This is a genomic window from Millionella massiliensis, from assembly GCF_900104655.1.
In the GTDB taxonomy this organism is placed as follows: domain Bacteria; phylum Bacteroidota; class Bacteroidia; order Bacteroidales; family Rikenellaceae; genus Rikenella; species Rikenella massiliensis.
The window spans coordinates 2,188,796-2,209,517 of record NZ_FNWD01000002.1 but is presented as its reverse complement, the minus strand read 5'-3'; the positions used below and the strand labels follow the sequence as shown (position 1 = coordinate 2,209,517).

The 20,722-nt window shown below is 60.1% G+C and carries 14 protein-coding genes; 7 read left to right on the top strand and 7 right to left on the bottom strand.

The annotated features are described in order from the left end of the window. Positions 1–90 precede the first annotated feature (90 nt). The 5 genes from BQ5379_RS08460 to upp all read left to right on the top strand — a co-directional run bounded on the left by BQ5379_RS08460 (position 91) and on the right by upp (position 4,320). On the top strand, positions 91–621 hold the full coding sequence (locus BQ5379_RS08460; protein ID WP_159431237.1) for a gliding motility lipoprotein GldH family protein: 531 nt from the start codon (positions 91–93) through the stop codon (positions 619–621). Positions 622–659: 38 nt separating this feature from the next. After that, complete coding sequence (trmB, locus tag BQ5379_RS08455; RefSeq protein WP_071135029.1) at positions 660–1,400, top strand: tRNA (guanosine(46)-N7)-methyltransferase TrmB; 741 nt, start codon at positions 660–662, stop codon at positions 1,398–1,400. A 19-nt stretch (positions 1,401–1,419) separates the two neighbouring features. After that, positions 1,420–2,280: a 4-hydroxy-3-methylbut-2-enyl diphosphate reductase gene (locus tag BQ5379_RS08450; protein WP_071135028.1), complete on the top strand. Its 861-nt coding sequence runs from the start codon at positions 1,420–1,422 to the stop codon at positions 2,278–2,280. A 481-nt stretch (positions 2,281–2,761) separates the two neighbouring features. After that, positions 2,762–3,526, top strand: coding sequence for a 2-C-methyl-D-erythritol 4-phosphate cytidylyltransferase (locus tag BQ5379_RS08445; protein ID WP_083377670.1), 765 nt, complete (start codon positions 2,762–2,764; stop codon positions 3,524–3,526). A gap of 140 nt (positions 3,527–3,666) precedes the next feature. Then, positions 3,667–4,320 carry a uracil phosphoribosyltransferase gene (gene upp / locus BQ5379_RS08440; RefSeq protein WP_071135026.1) on the top strand — a complete coding sequence of 218 codons (654 nt, stop codon included), beginning with the start codon at positions 3,667–3,669 and terminating at the stop codon, positions 4,318–4,320. A 444-nt stretch (positions 4,321–4,764) separates the two neighbouring features. Here upp and BQ5379_RS08435 read toward each other — a convergent pair whose 3' ends face one another. The 3 genes from BQ5379_RS08435 to BQ5379_RS08425 all read right to left on the bottom strand — a co-directional run bounded on the left by BQ5379_RS08435 (position 4,765) and on the right by BQ5379_RS08425 (position 10,344). Further along, positions 4,765–7,146, bottom strand: a complete 2,382-nt coding sequence (locus tag BQ5379_RS08435) for an ABC transporter permease (RefSeq protein WP_071135025.1) — start codon at positions 7,144–7,146, stop codon at positions 4,765–4,767. A gap of 457 nt (positions 7,147–7,603) precedes the next feature. After that, the gene (locus tag BQ5379_RS08430) at positions 7,604–8,857 is read right to left on the bottom strand and encodes an efflux RND transporter periplasmic adaptor subunit (protein ID WP_071135024.1); all 1,254 of its coding nucleotides are present in this window, start codon (positions 8,855–8,857) and stop codon (positions 7,604–7,606) included. A gap of 140 nt (positions 8,858–8,997) precedes the next feature. Further along, positions 8,998–10,344, bottom strand: coding sequence for a TolC family protein (locus tag BQ5379_RS08425; protein WP_071135023.1), 1,347 nt, complete (start codon positions 10,342–10,344; stop codon positions 8,998–9,000). A 223-nt stretch (positions 10,345–10,567) separates the two neighbouring features. On the opposite strand from BQ5379_RS08425, the gene BQ5379_RS08420 reads away from it, so the two are divergent. Both BQ5379_RS08420 and BQ5379_RS08415 read left to right on the top strand, forming a co-directional pair. After that, positions 10,568–11,935: a sigma-54-dependent transcriptional regulator gene (locus BQ5379_RS08420; RefSeq protein ID WP_071135022.1), complete on the top strand. Its 1,368-nt coding sequence runs from the start codon at positions 10,568–10,570 to the stop codon at positions 11,933–11,935. 43 nt (positions 11,936–11,978) lie between these two features. Further along, positions 11,979–13,307: a sensor histidine kinase gene (locus BQ5379_RS08415; protein ID WP_071135021.1), complete on the top strand. Its 1,329-nt coding sequence runs from the start codon at positions 11,979–11,981 to the stop codon at positions 13,305–13,307. A gap of 390 nt (positions 13,308–13,697) precedes the next feature. Here BQ5379_RS08415 and BQ5379_RS08410 read toward each other — a convergent pair whose 3' ends face one another. The 4 genes from BQ5379_RS08410 to BQ5379_RS08395 all read right to left on the bottom strand — a co-directional run bounded on the left by BQ5379_RS08410 (position 13,698) and on the right by BQ5379_RS08395 (position 20,688). Then, entirely contained in the window at positions 13,698–16,109 is a 2,412-nt protein-coding gene (locus BQ5379_RS08410) for a porin family protein (protein WP_071135020.1), read from the bottom strand. A 981-nt stretch (positions 16,110–17,090) separates the two neighbouring features. Then, a complete protein-coding gene (locus BQ5379_RS08405; protein WP_071135019.1) occupies positions 17,091–18,176 on the bottom strand; it encodes a carbohydrate-binding family 9-like protein in 1,086 nt (361 codons plus the stop codon). A 154-nt stretch (positions 18,177–18,330) separates the two neighbouring features. Next, positions 18,331–18,795: a TlpA family protein disulfide reductase gene (locus BQ5379_RS08400; protein WP_071135018.1), complete on the bottom strand. Its 465-nt coding sequence runs from the start codon at positions 18,793–18,795 to the stop codon at positions 18,331–18,333. A gap of 63 nt (positions 18,796–18,858) precedes the next feature. Next, positions 18,859–20,688, bottom strand: a complete 1,830-nt coding sequence (locus BQ5379_RS08395; RefSeq protein ID WP_071135017.1) for an ABC transporter ATP-binding protein — start codon at positions 20,686–20,688, stop codon at positions 18,859–18,861. Positions 20,689–20,722: the final 34 nt, after the last annotated feature.

The following is a 20,722-nucleotide window of genomic DNA, read 5'->3' as shown; positions in this document are numbered from 1 at the left end:
GGATCGCCCGGGAAATTTACGTCCTTAAAAAGATGCGTGCGGAGGATGCGGGACATGCGGAGGACGTTGAGTGCGCGAGGGGCATGCAACATGCGAAGAACATGGGGCATGCGGGAGTCGTTGAGTGTGCGGGGGGCGTGGGGTGCAGTGGCCGCCCTGCTGGTCAGCGGATGCGCCACACCCGACTACATGGAGGTGTACGACCTGCCCGAAACCGGATGGGCCGCCGACCAAGCCATCGTATTCACGCTCCGTCCCGACACCCTGGCCCCGGGCGGGGACGACGGTCAATGGATCGACATCACCGTCCGCCACCGCGCCGACTATCCCTATGCCGAACTGCCACTGGAGATCAAAGGCGTCGCCCCCGACAAAAGTTTCTGGACCGACACCCTGCTCTTCCCGCTCGGCACCCCGGCCGAGAACGGAACCCGCCAGTGGGCCGGACACGCCTACTCCAACCACTACGACATCACCCGCCGCTACCGCAACGGAATCCGCTACACGCAACCCGGCGAATACGCCCTCTCGATCCGTCAGCTCAGCGGCGTAGACACCCTGCGCGGAATCCTGTCGCTCGGGGTCATCGCCCACGACGTCCGTCCCGCAGCCCTTCCGTAAGCCCGCCACACTCCAATAACCCCACCGACCAACAACCCATGGGAAAAAACAAGCTCAAGAAATTCAGCGAGAACCTCACCTTCCGCTGCATGATCCAGCCCGAATTCGAAGCCATTTTCCACAAGGATCACCCCCTGAAGGGACACTGGCGCGACACATTCTTCGGCAACGACCACCCCATCGTCCTCGAACTCGGCTGCGGCCGCGGCGAATACACCGTCGGTCTGGCCGCCGCCCATCCCGAGATGAACTACATCGGAGTGGACATCAAAGGGGCCCGCATGTGGCGCGGCGCGAAAACCGCCACCGAACAGGCCATGGCGAACGTTGCCTTCCTGCGCACCCGCATCGAATTCATCGACTCGTTCTTCGCCCCCGGCGAGGTCGACCAGATCTGGATCACCTTTCCCGACCCGCAGATGAACAAACGGCGCGTCAACAAACGCCTCACCGCCCCCGGATTTCTGGAGCGCTACGCACGTTTTCTCCGTCCCGACGGAATCATCCACCTGAAGACCGACTCTGGCCACCTGCACGCCTACACCCGGGCCGTGCTCGACGCCAACAACATCACCCCCACCGTCTGCTGCGACGACATCTACGGCAAAGGCATCGCCGACGCCAAACTCTCGATCAAGACCACCTACGAAGCCCGTTTCCTGGCCGAAGGACTCCCCATCACCTACCTGCAGTGGTGTCCCGCCGGGCGACAGAGTTTCACGGCTCCCGATTTTCCCGCCGACGAACTGCTCGTAGGCGAACACACACCCGTCCGATAACCCCCACAGCCCGAGAGCGATGAGAATCGAAATCGACGAAAAATCCGGCTTCTGCTTCGGCGTGGTCAAAGCCATCACCACCGCCGAAGAGCTGCTCCGCAGCCGCCACGGCGCCGTATGGTGCCTGGGTGACATCGTGCACAACCGCGTGGAGGTCAACCGCCTCGAACAACTCGGCCTGCAGACCGTCGACCACCGACAGCTGCCCCAACTGGCCGGTCGCTGCGTATTGATCCGCGCCCACGGAGAGCCGCCCGCCACCTACGCCTTCGCCCGACAATACGGTATCGATCTGGTGGACGCCACATGCCCCGTGGTCGCCAAGCTTCAGGAACGCGTCCGCCGCGCCTGGGAACAGATGAAAGCCGTCGGCGGACAGGTCGTGATCCTCGGCAAGCCCGGTCACGCCGAAGTCGTCGGCCTCACCGGACAGACCAACGAGGAGGCCATCGTGGTCGAAACGATCGCCGACCTCGACCGCATCGACTTCAGCCGCCCCGTCTGCCTGCTCTCGCAGACCACCCAAAGTCTCGGCCTCTTCAACGAGATCCGCGACGAAATTCTACGTCGTGCCACCGACCCCGCGCAGGTCACCGTCCACGACACCATCTGTCGTCAGGTCTCGAACCGCAACCCCCACCTGCGGGAGTTTGCGGCCCGGTTCGACGTCGTCATCTTCGTAAGCGGCAGCAAAAGCTCCAACGGCAAAGCACTGTACAGCGTGTGCCACGAAGCCAATCCGCGCAGTTACAAGGTAGAGGACGCCGCAGAGTTGCAAAAAGAGTGGTTCGACGGAGCCGCTTCGGTCGGCGTATGCGGAGCCACCTCCACCCCCAAGTGGCTGATGGAGCAGGTGGCCGACGCCATCGCCCGTCTTTAGACTGCCCGGCCGGTTTTCCTCAATTCCCCCGGAGTAACCTTGCGACCCCGCAAAAATTCGTTCGTATAAGGAAAGGAACAATGGAAAAGGAAGCCCATCGCAACAGCCGGTTCCAAACTGCCACACCCGGATTTCGGAACATGTCCGCACTGCTTTATCCCCGCCGTTTCCCATCAGCCCCCGGCGTCGATTTTACGAATTTTACGAACTGCAGCTACCCCCCACGACACCGCCGATAACCCGCCCGGGCCTCACAACTGCGCCGCCAACTGCCCGCCACAAACCACCAACCGGCAGTTATTAACCACCAGCCACTAACCGCGAACCCCAGCCGCCCTCCCCGGCGATTCGCAAACCGTAAACCGGTTCCCTCTGTCAGCCCCACTTGTTAACAACTGCCCCCCAATAACCTGCACTGCGACCAGCGATCAGTTGTTTTTCACCGATTACCTGCCCTAATCACCGAATTTCACACGGAGTTATGCACACCATATTAACAATTGTCGTAGCCGCCGGATCCGGCACCCGCATGGGGAGCGACACCCCGAAACAGTTTCTACCCCTTGATGGAGAGCCGATTGTGATGCGCACCCTGCGCCGGATGGCCGAAGGCGTCACACACTACCTGACCTCCCGGCCCGACTTTTCCACACCGCAAACGCAACCTGTGAATAAAATCGGCCAAAGCGCCGAACGGACTGTGGATAACTCTGTGCACAAGCTGACCCTCGTGCTGCCCGAAGCCTACATCGCCCGCTGGCAGGAGCTCTGCCGCGAGCACCGTTTCGAGCTGCCCCATCGGGTCGTCGCCGGCGGCCCGACCCGTTTCCACTCCGTGCGCAACGGCCTCGCCACCCACCCCGACGCCGACATCGTGCTGGTGCACGACGGCGTGCGCCCCTTTGCCGACAACGACACCATCTCCCGCGTCATCGCCGCAGCAGAACAGCACGGCGCAGCCATCCCGGCCATTTCGGTGGTCGATTCGCTGCGGAAGCTCACCCCCGGCGGCAGCGAAGCCGTCGAACGCGCCGCATACCGGGCCGTCCAGACCCCGCAGGCGTTCCGCGGCACGGTGCTGCGCCGCGCCTACGAAGCGCCGTTCGACGACCGCTTCACCGACGATGCCTCCGTGGTCGAACTCACCGGCACCGGGAGCGTCGTCCTGATCGAAGGGAACGCCTCGAATATCAAGATCACGACCCCGATCGATCTGGCCGTGGCCGAAATCGTGCTGAAAGGGTGATTTTTGCGGCAAAGGGGTTGCCCAAACCGCGAAAAAGTTTATATTTGTAGAACCGGACGGACCCACCGAGGGGCGAGGCTCCACCACCGGTTTGCAAGCATCAACCCCAACCGCCCCACAGCCACCAAACCACCACCGCCATGATCAAGATCCTGGACCAGCAGAACTCCATACTCTCGCGCTACGTGGCGCAGATGCGTGACGAAGTGACCCAGCGCGACCCGATGCGCTTCCGCCGCAACCTCGAACGCAGCGGCGAAGTAATCGCCTACGAAATCAGCAAGACCCTCAACTACAAGCAGCAGACCGTCGTCACCCCGCTGGGCGAAGCCGAAATGATGCTCCCCTCGGACGAGATCGTCATCGCCTCGATCCTGCGGGCCGGCATCCCGATGCACCACGGATTCCTCAACGTGTTCGACAACGCCTCGAACGCCTTTGTCTCCGCCTTCCGCAAATACAGCAAGGACGGCACGATGAAGATCGTGCTGGAACAGGTCACCACCCCCGATCTGGAAGGGAAAGTGCTCATCATCGTCGACCCGATGCTGGCAACCGGCGCCTCAATCGAACTGGCCTACTACGCCCTGATCGAAAAGGGAGGCGTGCCGCTGCACACCCACTTGGCCGCCGTCATCTCCTCCGCCGACGGAGTCGAATACGTCCGCAAACGGCTACCCATGGACCACGTCACCCTGTGGACCGCCGCCGTCGATGAAGAGATGACCGTCAAATCGTACATCGTGCCCGGTATCGGCGACCCCGGCGACCTGGCCTACGGCAAAAAACTCTGACCGCCGCTGTCCTGACTGTTCCGCCCCCGGCCATCCCGACCTTCAAGCACGACTGCGTTTCGTTGGTAATCGCTCACGTGGCACTTTCGCAGGTCTGCATCCTTCGTACCGTCCCGGCCGTCCGAAAGATTTGAACCGTCGGTGCGCCACCGTCGAACAAAGCGACAGTCCCCACGCCCTCCGATGCTTGAGGCGCAGCCCTGACAAAAGAAGCAGGGCAATGCTGCCCTCGACAATAGAAACAGGACAACGCAACCCCGGCCCCGAAGATACACACGACGAAACACACAACGCCCCACAAGGAGGCACAACGACAGTAACACTTCCCCGCCCAAAGCGCACTACCATTTAAGCAAACGGGCTCGACTTCACGCCCTGTGAAGTCGAGCCCGTGCTGTTTTCCGCCGGGCGTCAACAAGCGCCAGGCTGCAGGCCGGGGAGCCGCTATTCGGACTTGATCGCCCCCACCGGATTGGCCGTTGCCGCCCGCCAGCTCTGGACCGTCACGGTCACCAGCGTGATCCCCATCACAATCACCAGCGCAACGGCAAACACCCACCAATAGATCGGCGTCCGGTAGGCAAACGTCTCCAGCCACCGCGTCACGCCGTACCAGGCCAGCGGCGCCGCCACCACAAAGCAGATGAGCACCAGCCGAAAAAACGAACGGTTGAACATCGTGAGGATTTCGAGCACCGTCGCCCCCATCACCTTGCGGATACCGATCTCCTTGCGGCGATACTGCGTCTCGAAGACCACCAGTCCGAAGACGCCCACCAGCGAAATCAGTACAGCCAGCAACGAAAAAACCGTGATGAGCGACGTCGTGCGCAACTCCTTCCGGTAGAGGTCGTCGAAGGCCTGGTCCATGAACCGCACATCCATCGGATAGGCCGGATCGACCGCGGCAGCCGCCTTGCGGATATGGTCCAGCGCCGCATAGGGGTCGCCCTTGATTTTGAAATAGGCTACCGTCAGTGCCGTCTGCCCGAAGGCCGTTCCCTGAACCACCATGGCATAGGGTTCGATGGCGGAGTGAAGCGACTGGAAGTTGAAATCCTTCGAGATGCCGCAGATGCGCGACTTCACGGCATCATCCCCCTCGCCGCATTCAACGATCCGATCCTGCAGACCGATGCCGTACTCGCGCGCCGCCCGTTCGTTGAACAGGTAGGTATTGCCCTGATTCTGCACGTCGTTTTGGCTGAAGTAGGCACCGTCGACCAGACCGACACCCATCATCTGCGGGAAATTCCACGACACCTGGTCGACCATAAAGCTGACCTCCTGTCCCCGAATCGTCTTAAACCACTGTGCATGGGCATTGCCAACATTGATTAACATATCGGAGTAGGCCACGTCCTCGATCAGGGGCGACCGTTTCAACTCGGCTTCGAAAGCCTTGGACCCCACCAGATTGCCGTGCAACTCGGCATAGGCAACCTGTTCGCGGTCGAGTCCCGTGTCGAGGTGTCGGAGGTAGCTGTTCTGCAGCTGGAGGAACAGCGAGGCCACAATCAGGCCAATCGACACCACGAACTGAAACCCGATCAGTATCGTGCGAAGCCGCTTGCCGGAGGGCGACATCCCGAACGACCCTCGTTTGAGCACCAGTGCCGGCGGGAACGAGGTGGAGTAGAACGCCGGGTAGAGACCGGCCAGGAAACCCACCGCGACGGCCACTCCAGCAGCCAGGAACAGCACCACCCGATTGTTGGCAAACGAGACTCCGCCCGAGAGGAGCTGCGAGAAAGAGGTCTCGCCCAGCATCAGCACCCACAGCAGCGCCAACACAAAGGCCAGCACCGCGATGCCGACCGCTTCGAAAATCAGCCCCCAACGCAGCGTGGACACCGGAGACCCCAGTACCTTCTGGGTGTTGATGCTTTTGATGCGCAGCGGCACCAGCGAGGTAGCGAAGTTCACGAAATTGATGGCGGCAATGCCGATTACCAGCAGCGCTACGGCCAGCAACAGATCGGCCGTCGTACGCTGTCCATGTTCGGTGAATATATCCGCCTTGAGCAAACGCGTGTCGAAATAGATATCGGACAGCAGCGTCATCCCGACCGAGGGTTTTTCGCCCCACTGCACCTTGGATGCGAGGTCGAACCGGTTCCACTCCGCAAGGATCGAGGAGACATCGGCTCCCGGTCGCAACAAAACATACATGTAATTGTTGAACGTTCCCCAATCCTCAGCCTGCCACTCGCGTTCGGATTTCGAAGCATAGACACAGTTCTTGATCTGGGAGTTTTCCGGGAAGTCGCGATAGACACCCCCCACCTGATAGTCGTGCGTTCCGTCCCCGCGGGTCAGCGACACCCGCCGACCCAGCACACCGACCTCCACTCCGAAAAACTTACGCGCCAGTGAGGCCGGCAACAATACTTTATCCGGTTCGGCCAACACCTGATCGGTACCCTCCAACAGCTCGGGCGTAAAGACCTCTATAAATCCTTTGGAAGCATAGAAGACATCCTCCATAAAGCCGGTTTGCGTACCGTTCCGCTCCAGCGTCACATACGAGTTCCCAATGGTCGGCGTAAGCATACAGTAGGACTCAACGGCAGCCACACTGTTCCCGAACGTGGGACCGAAGGGCAGCGACACGATCGGGACGGTACCTATATCGGCCGTCGTGGTCTCGACCCGGTAGATCCGGTCGGCGTTTTTGTGGAAGCGGTCGAACGAGTATTCGTAACGTACCTGCATCAGAATCAGGATGAAGGCGGCGAAGGCGACACTCAATCCCAGTATGTTGAGCGTCGATGCCATTTTGAATCGACGCAGGGTGGTCAGAAAGTTTCTAAAAATCGTTTTCATGTTCACTGTATTCAATTTATCTGTTTTCCCGGCGGAAGGTTTTTCCTCCCCGCCTCGAAACCAGTCGGATGGTAAAGTGGTGGGGAGGCCATACCGTCAAACCGCCCCGCCACTCCATAAAGACGCATCCACTTCTCCTTTTGGATGCGCCGGGAAATATTTTTTTGCGCTCATTACTCCATCCGCCTGCTGTCAGTCGAACGGGTACTGCCCGGGAGGCGAGCACTTTGCAACAGGAAATTGCGGGTTACAATAGTTGCCGCATATGTTACCGACAGGTTACGTATCATCGGAATCGGGCACGAAAGATCGGAAAATTTCCCGATTCGTTCCCCGCACCTCCTCCAAAACCCACATCGCCCTGCCGACGTAACCGGCAGGTTACACACTGCCGTAATTTCACTTTCTCAGCTCGCGTTCCACACGTTACGCCCCCACACAGCCCGCTAACGGAGAGCTAATCTTCGAGCAGCAGCACTTCATTGTTGCCGTAGGTTTCGTAGCTCGACACGATCACCTGCTCGCCATCGTCCAGCCCGTCGAGTACCTCGTAGTACTCGGGGTTCTGCCGGCCGATCTTCACGGGGCGACGGTAAGCCTTGTCGCCGTCGGGCGAGAGTACGTAGATCCAGTTGCCGCCTGAGGTGCTGTAGAAGGCTCCGCGCGGGATGATGATCGCTTCGGAGGGCTGGCCGAGCTGGAGGTTGACGAAATAGGTCTGACCGGAGCGGATGTTGTCGGGACGTTCGCCCGTCAGGTAGCACCAGATGCGGAACTGACCGTCGCGAACCTCCGGGAAGACGGTCTTCACCACCAGTCCGAATTGCTTTCCCTGACGTTCAAAAAAGCCTTCGAGACCGGGCCGCACGCGGTCGATGTAGTGCTCGTCGATCATCGCCTCGATTTTGTAGTCGCTCAGGTCGTTGATCTGCCCGACCTTCGTACCGGCAGTCACGTACTGCCCCAGCACCACGTCCAACTGCCCCAGCTCGCCGTCGATGTTGGCCCGCACGTTCAGGTTGTCGACGCGCTGACGGATCAGCTGCATGTTCCGTTTCATGCTTTCGAGACTGATCTCCATATTCTCGACCTGGTGGCTCCGGAAGGTCGAGTCCTGCTGCTGTCGCTCGTACACCAGCTCTTTCTGCTGCACCGTCAGCTCGTAGTCCTCCTTGGCCTGGAGATACTCTTCGTGCGAGATGAGGTTCTCTTTCTCCAGCGCCGCACACTGTTCGTATTTGCGACGCGCGCGGGTGAGGCTCATCTCGACCTGCAACCGTTCCTGCTGCAGGTTGAGTTTCTCCTGCTCCATGCTGACGCGTGTATTACGCAACTCGTTCTCCTGATAGGCCAGGTTGGCCTCGCTGTTGAGAATCTCCATATTGAGCTGCGGGTTGGTCAGCTTGATGATAACGTCGCCCTTGCGGACCATCGCCCCCTCTTCGACCACCTTCGTATCGACGTTGCCGCTTTCGAGCGGGCTGATCTGCACGGTGGTGATCGGCAGCACGCTGCCGTTGACGCTCACATTGTCGTTGAACTGACCCCGCTGGGCCGTTCCGATGGTGAGCATCCGCCGGTCGACCTTCAACGACGAACTGTGGTCGCCGAACACCAGCCAACCCGCGATCAACAACAGCACGACACCACCGCCAATGTAGGGAAGATGCTTTTTCTGCAATCCTTTTTTCTTTTCTAAAACTCTGTCCATGGTTTATGTTTTTTATTTTTCGTTATTCGCTTTCGACCGGGCCGCTTCGGAACAATCCAAACACCGCCCGCCTTTTGTTTGGTTTCGTAAAGGATCGGCAACAAACCCTCTGTCGCTACCTGCCTCCTCCGCGTCGCTCCCTATTCGCTGAGAAACGGAACCCCCTTGTAGTAATCGACCAGTTTCCGTTTGGCCTGCCAGGTGAGCTCGGCACTGAGCAGCGTAGCCCGCGCCTGAAGCAGCTGGTTGGCAGTTGTCTGCAAGTCGAGCACGCTGAGCAACCCCTCCTGATACTTGCGTTGTGCCACCCGATAGGCCAACAGTTGGGCTTGTACCTGTTTTTCGGCCTGCTGCCGCTCGAAGTAGGCGCCGTTCAGATCGAGCACCGCCTGTTCCACCTCGACGGCAATCTGACGCCGGGTCTCGATCAGGGTCTGCTCGCTACTGCGCAGCTCGTTGCGCGTACGGGCCAGGTTCGACTGACGGCTCCACCCGCCGAAGATCGGCACGCTGAGACTGGCCGATACCGACTTGGAGAGGTTGTTCTTAAACTGCGTGGCGAAAGCGTCAGCATCCTGTTTCAGATTTTTGTAATAACTGCTCCCGATACCTGCCGAAGCCGAGAGCGACGGAAAAAGCATCGCCTTGGCGCTCGACAGACTGAGTTCGGCGATCCGCACATTCATGGCCGACATCCGCGTATCGGGCAGGGTCGCCAGCGCCGTGTTCACGATCCGCTCCTTTTCGGCCGTTTCGGGTTCGGGAAGGGCATAGCGCCACGCCGTATCGATCCGGATGGTCGCCTCGGGCGGGTAGTTCATCACCTCCTTGAGTTTCAGTTCACAGCTCCGCATGTTGTTTTCGACCTTCGTGAGGTTGTATTCGTCCGAAGCCAGCGTCGCTTCGAGCTGCGCTACGTCGGCCGCCCCACGCAGTCCGAGTTCCATCATCCGCCGCCCCTGGCGCAGGTTGTCGCGCGAGGCCTCGACCTGTTCACGGGCCAGCCGCTGTGTACCGAGCGTATAGGAGTAGTCGTAGTAGGCCTGCATCGTCTCCATCGAAATGGCATCCTCGATCTGCCGCTGGGCCTCCTCGCCGCGCAGTTTCGCTACTTTGCTGGCACGCGTGTTGTTGATCAACTGCAAACCGTTGAATACCGTGATGCCGGCACCGAGGCTGTAACTGTTGCTGAACGTACTGACTGTCGTATAGGTGTTGGTTCCGGGGTCGACGTTTCGCCCGAAGCCTGCCGACGCGCCGACACTACCGCTGAGCGACGGCAGGTGCTTCAAGATGGCTTCGTTATACGAAATTTTCAGGTTGGCATTGGCCAGCTGCTGGCGAACGGCACGGGGGCTGTTCTCGATCGCATAGCGCATGCAGTCCGGGAGCGTCCACAGGCGGGTCGTGTCGGTTTGCTGCGCCCGCACGATCGTACACGAAGCCGCAACGGCCCATATCATCGCAAGAGTTATCAATTTTTTCATAAGTCGTTCGAAGTTTCCGTTTCAGTGGTTGTGAATGATCATTTCTTGCTTCAGATAGTCCAATGCCCGTGCCAAAGCACTTAAGCGATTGATTATCTGATATTTTCATTTTTACACACCAGAACAGAGTGTCTAATTTTTTGACAATGGTGTCCATTTTTTTGACACTTAACCCTATCTTTGCCCCCAAAGACCCGCCCCGTACGGGCGATAACTTTCCGCCATGAAAAAAGAAGGAACGATCGTCGTGGTCGACGACAACCAGAGTATGCTCACCGCCGTCGAGATCCTGCTGAACGGCATCTTCGAACGGATCGTGACCCTCAACAGCCCCAAACAGCTGCTCAGCACCCTGCGCGAGGTACATCCCGACGTGCTGCTGCTGGACATGAACTTCAGCTCGGGCATCAACAGCGGCAACGAAGGGCTCTACTGGCTCGCGGAGGTCAAAAAGGCCGACCCGTCGATCGAGGTGGTTCTCTTCACCGCCTACGCCGACATTGACCTGGCTGTCAAGGCGATGCAGCGCGGCGCCACCGACTTCGTGGTCAAACCGTGGAACAACGCCCGACTGGTGGCCACCCTTCAATCCGCCCTGGCCCTCCACCGGTCGCGCACCGAAGCCAAACAGCTCGGCGACATCAAACGTTCGTTCGCTCCCGAGCAGGGCGAAAGCACCATGTACTGGGGCACCTCGCCCGCCATGCAGCGGCTGCGCACCATCGTCGAAAAGGTGGCCGACACCGATGCCAACATCCTGATTACCGGCGAAAACGGCACCGGGAAGGAGATGCTGGCCCGCGAAATACACCGTCTGTCGGGCCGCCGCGACGAGCTGATCGTGACGGTCGACCTGGGTGCCATCCCGGAAAGCCTCTTCGAGAGCGAACTCTTCGGCCACAACAAGGGGGCCTTCACGGACGCCCGAACCGACCGCGCCGGCAAATTCGAAGCCGCCTCGAACGGAACCCTCTTCCTGGACGAGATCGGCAACTTGCCCTACCACCAGCAGGCCAAACTGCTCACCGCCCTGCAGAGCCGCAGCATCGTCCGCGTCGGCAGCAACACCCCCATCCCGGTCAACATCCGGCTGATCTCGGCCACCAACCGCGACCTCAACCAGATGGTTGCCGCCGGTCAGTTCCGCGAAGACCTCCTCTACCGCATCAACACCATCCACATCGAGATTCCGCCGCTGGCCCAGCGCACGGAAGACATCGTGCCGCTGGCCGAGATCTTCCTGAAACGCTACGCCGCCAAATACAACAAACCCTGCAGCGGATTCGACAGCGGTGCGACCGACAAACTGCAGAACCATACCTGGTCCGGCAACATTCGCGAGTTGCAGCACACCGTCGAGAAAGCCGTGATCCTGGCCGACCGGGCGCTGATCAGTGCCGACGAACTGCTCATCTCGCACCGCGAGAAAGCCCCCGCCAGGGCAGCCGTCCCCTCGACCCTCGAAGAGATGGAGCGCACGATGATCGCCGACGCAATGCGCCAGCACGAAGGGAACCTCTCGGCCGTGGCCGCGCAACTGGGCGTCACGCGCCAGACCCTCTACAACAAAATCAAGAAATACAACCTCTGACCCCGCCCCCGGGCGGCGGTTCGCGACACGCCCGGCATCGGACATGTTCAATCTGTTGGTGACCTTTCGGCTTGTGGCCCTGCTGGCGCTGATCGTAATCAGCTCCGTTGCGACGTGGCTGTTCCTCGTGGAGGAGTACTACGCCTTCGCCTTCTTCACCGGCTCCGTACTGGTCGCCTCGCTGGTCGGCGTCATCCGCTACAACAACCGCAACGCCCGCAAACTGCTCTTCATGTTCAGCTCCATCGAAAACGGCGACTACTCCTTCCAGTTTACCGAAGGCCCTGCCGTCAAGGGCAACGACATGGTCATCAACGCCGCACTCAACCGCATCCGGGCCCTGCTGGTCAAAGCCCGTGACGAGACCATCGAACAGGAGAAATACTTCCAGCTGATCCTCGAAAGCGTCACCACCGGAATCGTGATCGTCAACAACGAGGGAAAAGTCCTCCAGACCAACCGCGAAGCGACCCGTCTGCTGGGCATCACACCCTTCACCCACATCAGCCAGCTGGGCCAACTGGACGAAAAGTTCCCGGCCCGCATCCGCGACATCGCCGACGGCGAGAGCCACCAGCTGGCCTGCAACAACGAGCGCGGATCGATCACCCTCTCGGTCCACGCCTCGTCGATCGTGCGCCGTGGCGAACGGCTCCGCATTCTGGCCCTGACCGACATCGAAAACGAACTCTCGGACCGCGAAATCGAGTCGTGGATCCGGCTGATCCGCGTGCTGACCCACGAGATTATGAACTCCATCAACCCGATCACCTCGATCAGCGATTCGCTGGTCGAACGCGTCGGCGAGAATGACGACAAACAGTTGCGACAAGGGCTCTCGACCATCAGCCAGACCGCCAAGGGGCTCATCTCGTTCGTCGAATCGTACCGCAAGTTTACGCGACTGCCGGCCCCGCAGCCGACCCTTTTCTACGTTCGGGAGTTCATGGAGAGCCTCCGCTCGCTGGCACTGGCCACCGTGCCCGAAGGCGGCCGACCTGTCGAAATACGGCTTTCAGTCGAACCCGACGACCTGATTCTGTATGCCGACCGGGGGCTGGTCCATCAGGTGGCGATCAATCTGCTGAAAAATGCGATCGAGGCGCCCCTCGACACTGAACATCCGCAGATCGACTTCACCGCCACGCTCGACAGCCGCGAGCAGGTGATTCTGACCGTGGCCAACAACGGGCCGAGCATCCCGCCCGAAGTGGCGGAACACATCTTCGTCCCCTTCTTCACCACGAAGACCGGCGGGTCGGGCGTCGGGCTGAGCCTTTCGCGTCAGATCATGCGGCTGCACGGCGGTACCCTGAAATACCGTCCCGGCACCGGCGGCACCGGCTGTATCTTCACCATGACTTTCAAATAGGGAACAGCTATCGAAGCAAGGAAATAACGGCCCTACCGAAACGGCCCCTTCGTAATATTTTCGGACACCATACCTTCGCGCCACTTTACGCCTCTATCGCGGAACACCCCACACCGGTATCTAGACACACCTCACGCCGCCTCTCGACAAACCGTCTCCGGTCGCAAAAAGCGGTCACAAAGAGACAGCGCCATACCCCTGTAACGGAATCGGGTCTGTTGGGCTTTACAGCCCAACAGACCCGATTCGTTTTCCCGGCCGCGACCTCCACGCTACATTCGGTTCTGCCCAGCTCCCCCGCAGCCAGACACTGCAGCAAGGCACCTCCGCCGGGCCACTCCGCAAGACATCGCCGCGAGGCACCCCCGTCAGCCCTCTACCCGACCCCGGTTAGAAACGCCACGTGGCCGTAACAAAGAAGTTGATTCCCTGAGCGTAATAATATTTCGAATCGAGCGGCAGGTAGACCCCGTCAGCATTGGCCCGCAGCCGCGACGACTCATAACCGCCCGTACGGATATTACGCCGGTTCAGCAGGTTATTGACACCGGCATAGAACCCCAACCGCTGCTCGCCCAGATAGAAAGTCCGCCCCACGAACAGATCGATCGTCGCCCCCGCGCCGAAATTCTCCTGATCGAGCGCCGTGGCTGGATCCGTCACCTCCAGTGCCCGCTGTGTCCGGCGCAGCGGAGTCGGCGAGATGTAGTTCGCCGCAAAACCGTTCAGTGCCACCGAAAGAATCCAGGAGCGCGGCGTGTACTCCAGTTCGACCACCCCGACCGTCTGCGGCCCCGAAGCCGTGTGCAGCCCGCGGTAGAAGACCGTCTCCTCGCCGACCCGCTCGCCCGTACTCTCCCGCAGTTCTACCGCCCCCGGATTCGACGTGTAACGACTGTCCGACACCACTCCCGCAGCGCGCAGCCACAACTGCTCGCCGAGTTGTACTTCGGCCGACAATTCCACTCCCAGGTGGCGCGTATCGACACCCGACATCAGGTAGTTGCAGAAAAAGTGATTCAGATCGTCATAAAAATCGCGCACCTCGGTCCGGTTGCGGATCGACGTGGCAAAGGCTCCGAGATAGGCCCGAAACGAAGGCGTCCGGTAGTTCAACGTCACTTCGGCCCCCAGCAGTTGCTCGTTCATCAGGTCCGGGACATAGGCATTGCGGTATTCCGGCGAGATAAAGGCGTTTTGGGGCGTCGGAGCCAGACTCTGGGCCGTGAAACGCAGCCCCGCGCGCAGGCGGCTTCCGACGTTGTAGCCCATGCCGCCGCGCACCAGCCATTCGACCCGGGTAAGCCACGGCGACCAGCCGAACGACTCGCTGCCCGAAAAATTCTGTTTGTCGTAGTAGCCGAAACGATGGTAGGCCGTGAGTCCCAGCGAACCACCCGCCTCGAAATCCCACGCACCGCGCCGCTGCGTAAAGTGGCCCCACAGACGCGGCATGAAGGCCTGCATGGAGTACTTGTAGCCGAACGCTTCGCCCTCGCGGACCTGCCGGTTGGGGTGATGCATGTCGCTTTGGGTATTGTTCTGCACATCCTCGGGATTCTCGGCGAAGACATCCACGTCGAGCCAGTAATCGGCCCCCAGCAGATCGTCCAACCGCTTGTAGTTGAGATTCTCGGCCCCCAGGAACTCGATTCCGCCGCGCAACAGCGTCTGCGGCGCAGGACGCCACTCGGCCGTAGAGTGGAACATGAACTCGCGGTAGTCCCGCACGCGGCTGGTCACGATGTAGTGTGCCCGCGGAGCAGCGTACCGGTTGCGGCTCACCAGCGCGTCCCAGTCGATCTGACGCACCTGTTCGTCGGTGCGCCACAGGTCGGCAACCACGTCGCGCATCGTGCTCCCCTCGGGCTGGAAACTGGGCATATTGCGGTAGTAGTCGGGGCGGGGGTTCGGCGCATTCTGCCAGTCAAGCGCCGAATAGCTCTCCGTACCGAAGCGGGCGGCCAGCGTCGTGGTCAGCCGGAAGGCGTCATCCGGCGCATATTCGTGGGTCAGCATCACAACCGGCTGACGGGCCGTCCGAACGTTGGACGAACGTTGCCGCCCGTCCCAGCGTCCCCAGGCCGGATTATAGAGGTTGTTGCCCGTCAGGGCATAGGCTTCGGCGGTCGAAGCGGATTGCAGGGCACGCTGCGTAGGGGCATACCAGGCGGTGAGGGCCAGACGGTGCCGGTCGCCGCCGAAACGTTTCGAGACGGAGCCGAAGAGCGCCCAGCTGTCGTTCCACACGCCGTCGATCACATAGGAGCGTCCCCAGCTCCGACCGGCAAAGAGGGAGTAGCCCCAGCCGTTGCGTTCGTTCTCGGCAGAGTTGTAGCCCGCGGTGCCGCGGAAGTTGTAGGTTCGGTTGGAGGTGGAGAGGGCGACGCGTCCGCCGCGGGTCTGCTGCCAGGGGAGTATCTGACGCTCCTCGCTGCGGCCGATAGCGGTCAACGGCGTTTGGAGTTCGTCGTTAACGGCCGTACCGACGGAGCTCAGCCCGCTGACGGCATTCCAGGCCGGGGCGCCGCGGAACCAGTCGCTGAGCATCACCCCGCCCATCCGGTAGGAGCGATAACGCCAGTCGTAGCCGCGGGGCTTGTAGCGCAGAAAACTGAAATTGAAATCGGTGGCCTGTTCGAAATAGCTGTCGTAGGCCTGCAGCGCGCCGAATCCGAAGGCATCCTGGCCGGCATCGAGTTGCCACACGGTGCGTTCGACGGCACGGTCGTCGTCTTGCGCGGCGGCCGGAACGGCACAGAGAAGCAGAAGAAGTGTCAGAAACGGGTGAGAGATTCGCATCGGCCTTTTCCGTGGGGGCGCGGAGCGGTGTGCAGCACGACGGAGGGCCCCGACTCGGAGCCTGCGGAGAAGAGACGGAACGCGATTCTCCTTTTCCCCGGTCTGCGGCGACTTCCACGCCGATATAAAAAGGCACGGATCTTTCGCTATGTCGCCCGTAGGTCCATCGCAAAATAGAACACCCAAAACAACCATAGCTTCAGACCCATGCCAAGTAATTGACAGGAACTGAAGCTCGTTGTTCTAAGCGTTCTCTTTCGTTGAAATTTTGCGATGATTTACGGGCGAGAACTCAGTATGTAAGAACTTTTCATACAATGTCTCCGACCCATATGCCGAAGACCGGGCTGCAGGGATTCCCCCCGGCCCGACGACCCTCCGCCACGCGGAGTGCCGCTGTCGGTCGCAAGGTGCACCACCTCAACTCATCCAGAGGTTCCCGGATGGCTCTGCGATCGGCATGCAACCTTGCTGTAAAGATACGTGTTTTTTATAAAACTGGTCTGCCCGGATCCGCACATCGGTCGACACCTGTTTTTCGTTCTTTGACCTTGCCCCTCTGCCGCTCGACAAATGAGCGTTTCCGATCCAGTTGCACGGCCGACCCTCCGCAAGGATTCCTTACCCCCGTCGCCCAGCCCCCGACAGCACTTTCCTTCTCGTTTCCTCGCCCTCGACCTCGTTCGGGGAAACACCGACCCAATCCAGAGCATCCGTCGTCCTAAAAAGACACCACTTTTCCCCCATTCGCCCCTCTTTTTCCCCGTCGTTCCACCGGCTTCAGGGCCATACAAAAGCGGGCGTAACGTCCCCTCGGGGAGTCGTTACGCCCGCCATACCATACACGGCAATCTGCCCTGTTTCTTCACACCCGCTACACTCACGTTCGCCAGCAGTCCTCTGCCTCAATCCCCCGCGCACCATCTCCAGCAGGCACCCAGCCGCTGGCACAGAGCCGAAAATTGACCGTTCAGGAAAGGACTATCGTCCCTGCGCGATGTGGCCGTAGTTGTCGATGGCCCACGAGGTGCCGTCGAAACCGGGAGCCACAATCCGGTAGGTGTCACCGGCAATATAGACCTTCGGCTGGAAGGTCATCCCTTCGACCTTGATCTGCGAAGCCTTCAGTTCGGCAGGCGTCGTGGCCCAGCGACCGTTCGCGCTGCGGAACTCGCGCTGACGGAAGTAGAGCTGACGCAGAGCCCATTTCACATCCTCGTTCCGGTTCCAGACAAACGGGGCGGTACCCTTACCGGCCGTGATTTCGGAGAACTGGAGGAAGCCCCAGTATTCGGGTTCGTGGATGCTGATCTTGCCGGTGGGCGCCCACACCCAGTTGTCTTCCGGAGTGTTCGGTTTCTTGACATACTTGCCGTCCTTGACGTCGAGCAACCACTGCACGCGCGAGAAGTTCAGACGCCATTGCGTACCCTCTTTCACCTCACGCGGTCCGTAGTGCACTTCGAGCAGGGTCGAGAGCGGAATGGCCATTTCGAAGGTCCACTTCTCGTCCGTGTCCGACGGGTCGTTGAGCGTACCGTAGAGTTTCACGGCCGAACGCATGCCGTTCATGTTCCAGGCGTTGAGCGGCATACATCCGTCACGGTAGGGACGCGTCAGCAGCAGGTCCCATTCGGTGCCGAGCGCATTGACCTCGAACTCCATGTAGTGGTGGGTGCTGCCGTTGACATCGAGGAACACCTCGAAGTCGTTGTCGTGGAAGATCACCGACTCGCGTTCGGTGAGGGTGGCCCACAGGTGGGGTTCGATCATCTCGCCGGCAATGTAGAGATACTGGTTGTCCCACATCAGTTTGGCGCGGCAACGGTGACGCGGGGTCACGGGGCGGTTCTTGCCCTGAATATCGACGAAATCGGAGGTCCAGGGAACTTCGGCCCACTCGGGGGTGTCGATATTGCCGTCGATCGTGACGGGCTGCGGCGCACGATAACAGATGTAGTGGGGTGGATCGAACTCATACGGAGTGCTGAATTCGACGTTTTTCTGGGCGAAAAGCGCCGCGGGACTCAAAAGCAGACCGGCGGCCAAAAGAAACGACTTTTTCACGAGCGTAATATGTGTATATTGTTTGGGTATTCATGGGTTTCGGCCGGCGCAGGAGCGGAGGCAGAAGACAGAGGCACTGAGGGATTGGGACTCGCCGCTGACGCCGCAGCGGCCGTTTTCTCCCCCGCACAGGGTCTGCCCGGAAGCGGGAAGACTATTTTACTTTCTGTAGCGTGCCGTCGGTCAGGTTCCCGAGGTTGCCCTGCCAATGCAGTTCACCTTTGGAGTTGACCAAAATGGTGTAGGGCAAAAAACGGACGTTGAACGCCTGGTAGACTTTCCCGTCGGGATCGAGCCCGATATAATACTCCTTGCCGTGGCTCTCCAGCAGCTGTTCGGCGCTCTGTTTGTTCCGGGCCACGAGCACCACGATCTGAATCTTCGGATGACGCTCCTTCACACCGGCCAGTTTCGAGAAAAAGCGCACGGAGGAGGCGTTGTCGGGGTTGTAAAATTCGATCAGCATCGGAGCAGCTTCCGGAGTCTCCGACGTGTGGGGCATGGTGGTCATCCACTGTACGCCCTTGAAGTCGGGAACGCGCGACCCGATCACCATTTTCTGGGCCATCACACTCCCCGCCATCAGCAGAAACAGACTTAGGAAGAGGATTTTTTTCATTGCTTTTCGATCTGGGCCTCCCCCGGCGGAGAAGGCACGGTGAAACCGATGCGGCAGTGCGGCCTACTCGGCCAGCTGCTGCATCTCGATCAGTTTATGATAGATGCCCTGAAGGGCCATCAGTTCGGCGTGGGTACCCTGCTCGGCAATCCGTCCCGACTCGACCACGATAATCTTGTCGGCATGTTGGATGGTGCTGAGGCGGTGGGCGATGACCAGCGAGGTGCGTCCCTTGAGCAGCGACGAGAGCGAATCCTGCACCAGTCGTTCGCTTTCGGTGTCGAGGGCCGAGGTCGCCTCGTCCAGGATCAGGATGTCGGGATTACGCAGCACGGCACGGGCAATGGAGAGCCGCTGGCGCTGACCGCCGGAAAGCTTCATGCCGCGATCGCCGATGTTGGTCTGGAAACCGTGTTCGGTCTCCATGATGAAGTCGTAGGCATTGGCCACACGCGCCGCCTCCATCACCTCTTCGAGGGTAGCGGTGTCGTTCCCCATGCGGATGTTCTCCTCGATGGTGTCGTTGAAGAGGATGGTCTCCTGAGCCACGATCCCCATATGGGCGCGGACGCTCTCGACGGCGTAGTCGCGCAAATCGATACCATCCACCAGCACGGAACCCTGCTCGGGGTCGTAGAAACGGGGTATCAGGTCCGAAATGGTCGATTTACCACCACCCGAGGGCCCGACGAGCGCCACAGTCTGTCCCCGGGGAATGGTGAACGAGACGTCGTTCAGCACCCGTTTGTCTTCATACGAGAAGCTGACATGGCGGAATTCGATGGCGTCGCGGAATTCGGTCAGCACCTTGGCGTCGGGTTTGTCGGTAATGGCGGGCGGGGTGTCCATCATGTCGAGGACACGTTCGCCGGCGGCAATCCCCTGGTTGATGTTGCCGAAGGCGTCGGCGATGGCCCGGGCAGGACGGGTCACCTGCGAGAAGGCCCCGAGATAGGTGATGAAGGCTGCGGCCCCGAGTTCGCCGCCGAGGATCATGTTCCCCCCGTAGACGAGAATGAACGACAGCGACGCGACACCGAGGAATTCGCTCATCGGCGAGGCGAGCTGCTGCCGTTTGGCGATCGAGCGCATGATGTCGGAGTAGCGACCGTCGAGTTTGCGGAACTTGCGGTCGATATAGCCGGTCGCGTTGTACCCCTTGACGGTTTTGATGGCGCCGAGCGATTCGTCGAGCAGGCTGACCATCTCGCCGAAAGACTCCTGCCCTTCGGTGGCCGAGCGGCGCAGGCGTTTGACGATATAGCCGATGCAGAGCGCAATCACGGGCAGCACGGCGATGGTGAAGAGGGTCAGATGGAACGAGATGCTGATCAACAGCACGAAATACCCGATCAGCAGGAAAGGCTCCTTGAAGAAGACCTGGAACGTGCTGGTGATACAGAACTGCACGACCTGCACGTCGGCCGTAATTTTGGAGATGATGTCCCCCTTGCGTTCGTTGCTGAAGTAGCCGACCTGGAGACGGATAATGCGGTCGAACATCGTATCGCGGATCTGCTGCAGCGTGTGGATACGGAGGTTTTCGAGGATCCGCTGGGCGAAGTATCGGAACAGGTTGCTCAGCAGCACGATGATGACAGTGATCACGGCCAGCGCCACGAGAATATCCTTCACGGTGTATCCGGCCCCGGCCACGCGGTAGAGGCCGTAGTTCATCAGGGCCTTGAAGTAGCTGGACGAGAGTTCGAACGCGGGCATCGTGGTGACGGTTTCGACCATCCCGTTGGCGTTGAACATGATGTCGATAATCGGGATCAACATCGAGAACATCAGCGTATTGAAGATCGTATGCAGAAGGATGCAGACGAAATACGGAACGGCATATCGTCCGTAGGGACGTCCAAACCGGAGTATGCGGAAATAGGTATTCATGCGGGTAAAGGTAGTGTTTTTTCGCGGAACTGCA

Coding starts and splice junctions, on each gene's coding strand:
- BQ5379_RS08460 (WP_159431237.1), top strand. CDS start 91: ATGCGAAGAACATGGGGCATGCGGGAGTCGTTGAGTGTGCGGGGGGCG.
- trmB (WP_071135029.1), top strand. CDS start 660: ATGGGAAAAAACAAGCTCAAGAAATTCAGCGAGAACCTCACCTTCCGC.
- BQ5379_RS08450 (WP_071135028.1), top strand. CDS start 1,420: ATGAGAATCGAAATCGACGAAAAATCCGGCTTCTGCTTCGGCGTGGTC.
- BQ5379_RS08445 (WP_083377670.1), top strand. CDS start 2,762: ATGCACACCATATTAACAATTGTCGTAGCCGCCGGATCCGGCACCCGC.
- upp (WP_071135026.1), top strand. CDS start 3,667: ATGATCAAGATCCTGGACCAGCAGAACTCCATACTCTCGCGCTACGTG.
- BQ5379_RS08435 (WP_071135025.1), bottom strand. CDS start 7,146: ATGAAAACGATTTTTAGAAACTTTCTGACCACCCTGCGTCGATTCAAA.
- BQ5379_RS08430 (WP_071135024.1), bottom strand. CDS start 8,857: ATGGACAGAGTTTTAGAAAAGAAAAAAGGATTGCAGAAAAAGCATCTT.
- BQ5379_RS08425 (WP_071135023.1), bottom strand. CDS start 10,344: ATGAAAAAATTGATAACTCTTGCGATGATATGGGCCGTTGCGGCTTCG.
- BQ5379_RS08420 (WP_071135022.1), top strand. CDS start 10,568: ATGAAAAAAGAAGGAACGATCGTCGTGGTCGACGACAACCAGAGTATG.
- BQ5379_RS08415 (WP_071135021.1), top strand. CDS start 11,979: ATGTTCAATCTGTTGGTGACCTTTCGGCTTGTGGCCCTGCTGGCGCTG.
- BQ5379_RS08410 (WP_071135020.1), bottom strand. CDS start 16,109: ATGCGAATCTCTCACCCGTTTCTGACACTTCTTCTGCTTCTCTGTGCC.
- BQ5379_RS08400 (WP_071135018.1), bottom strand. CDS start 18,795: ATGAAAAAAATCCTCTTCCTAAGTCTGTTTCTGCTGATGGCGGGGAGT.
- BQ5379_RS08395 (WP_071135017.1), bottom strand. CDS start 20,688: ATGAATACCTATTTCCGCATACTCCGGTTTGGACGTCCCTACGGACGA.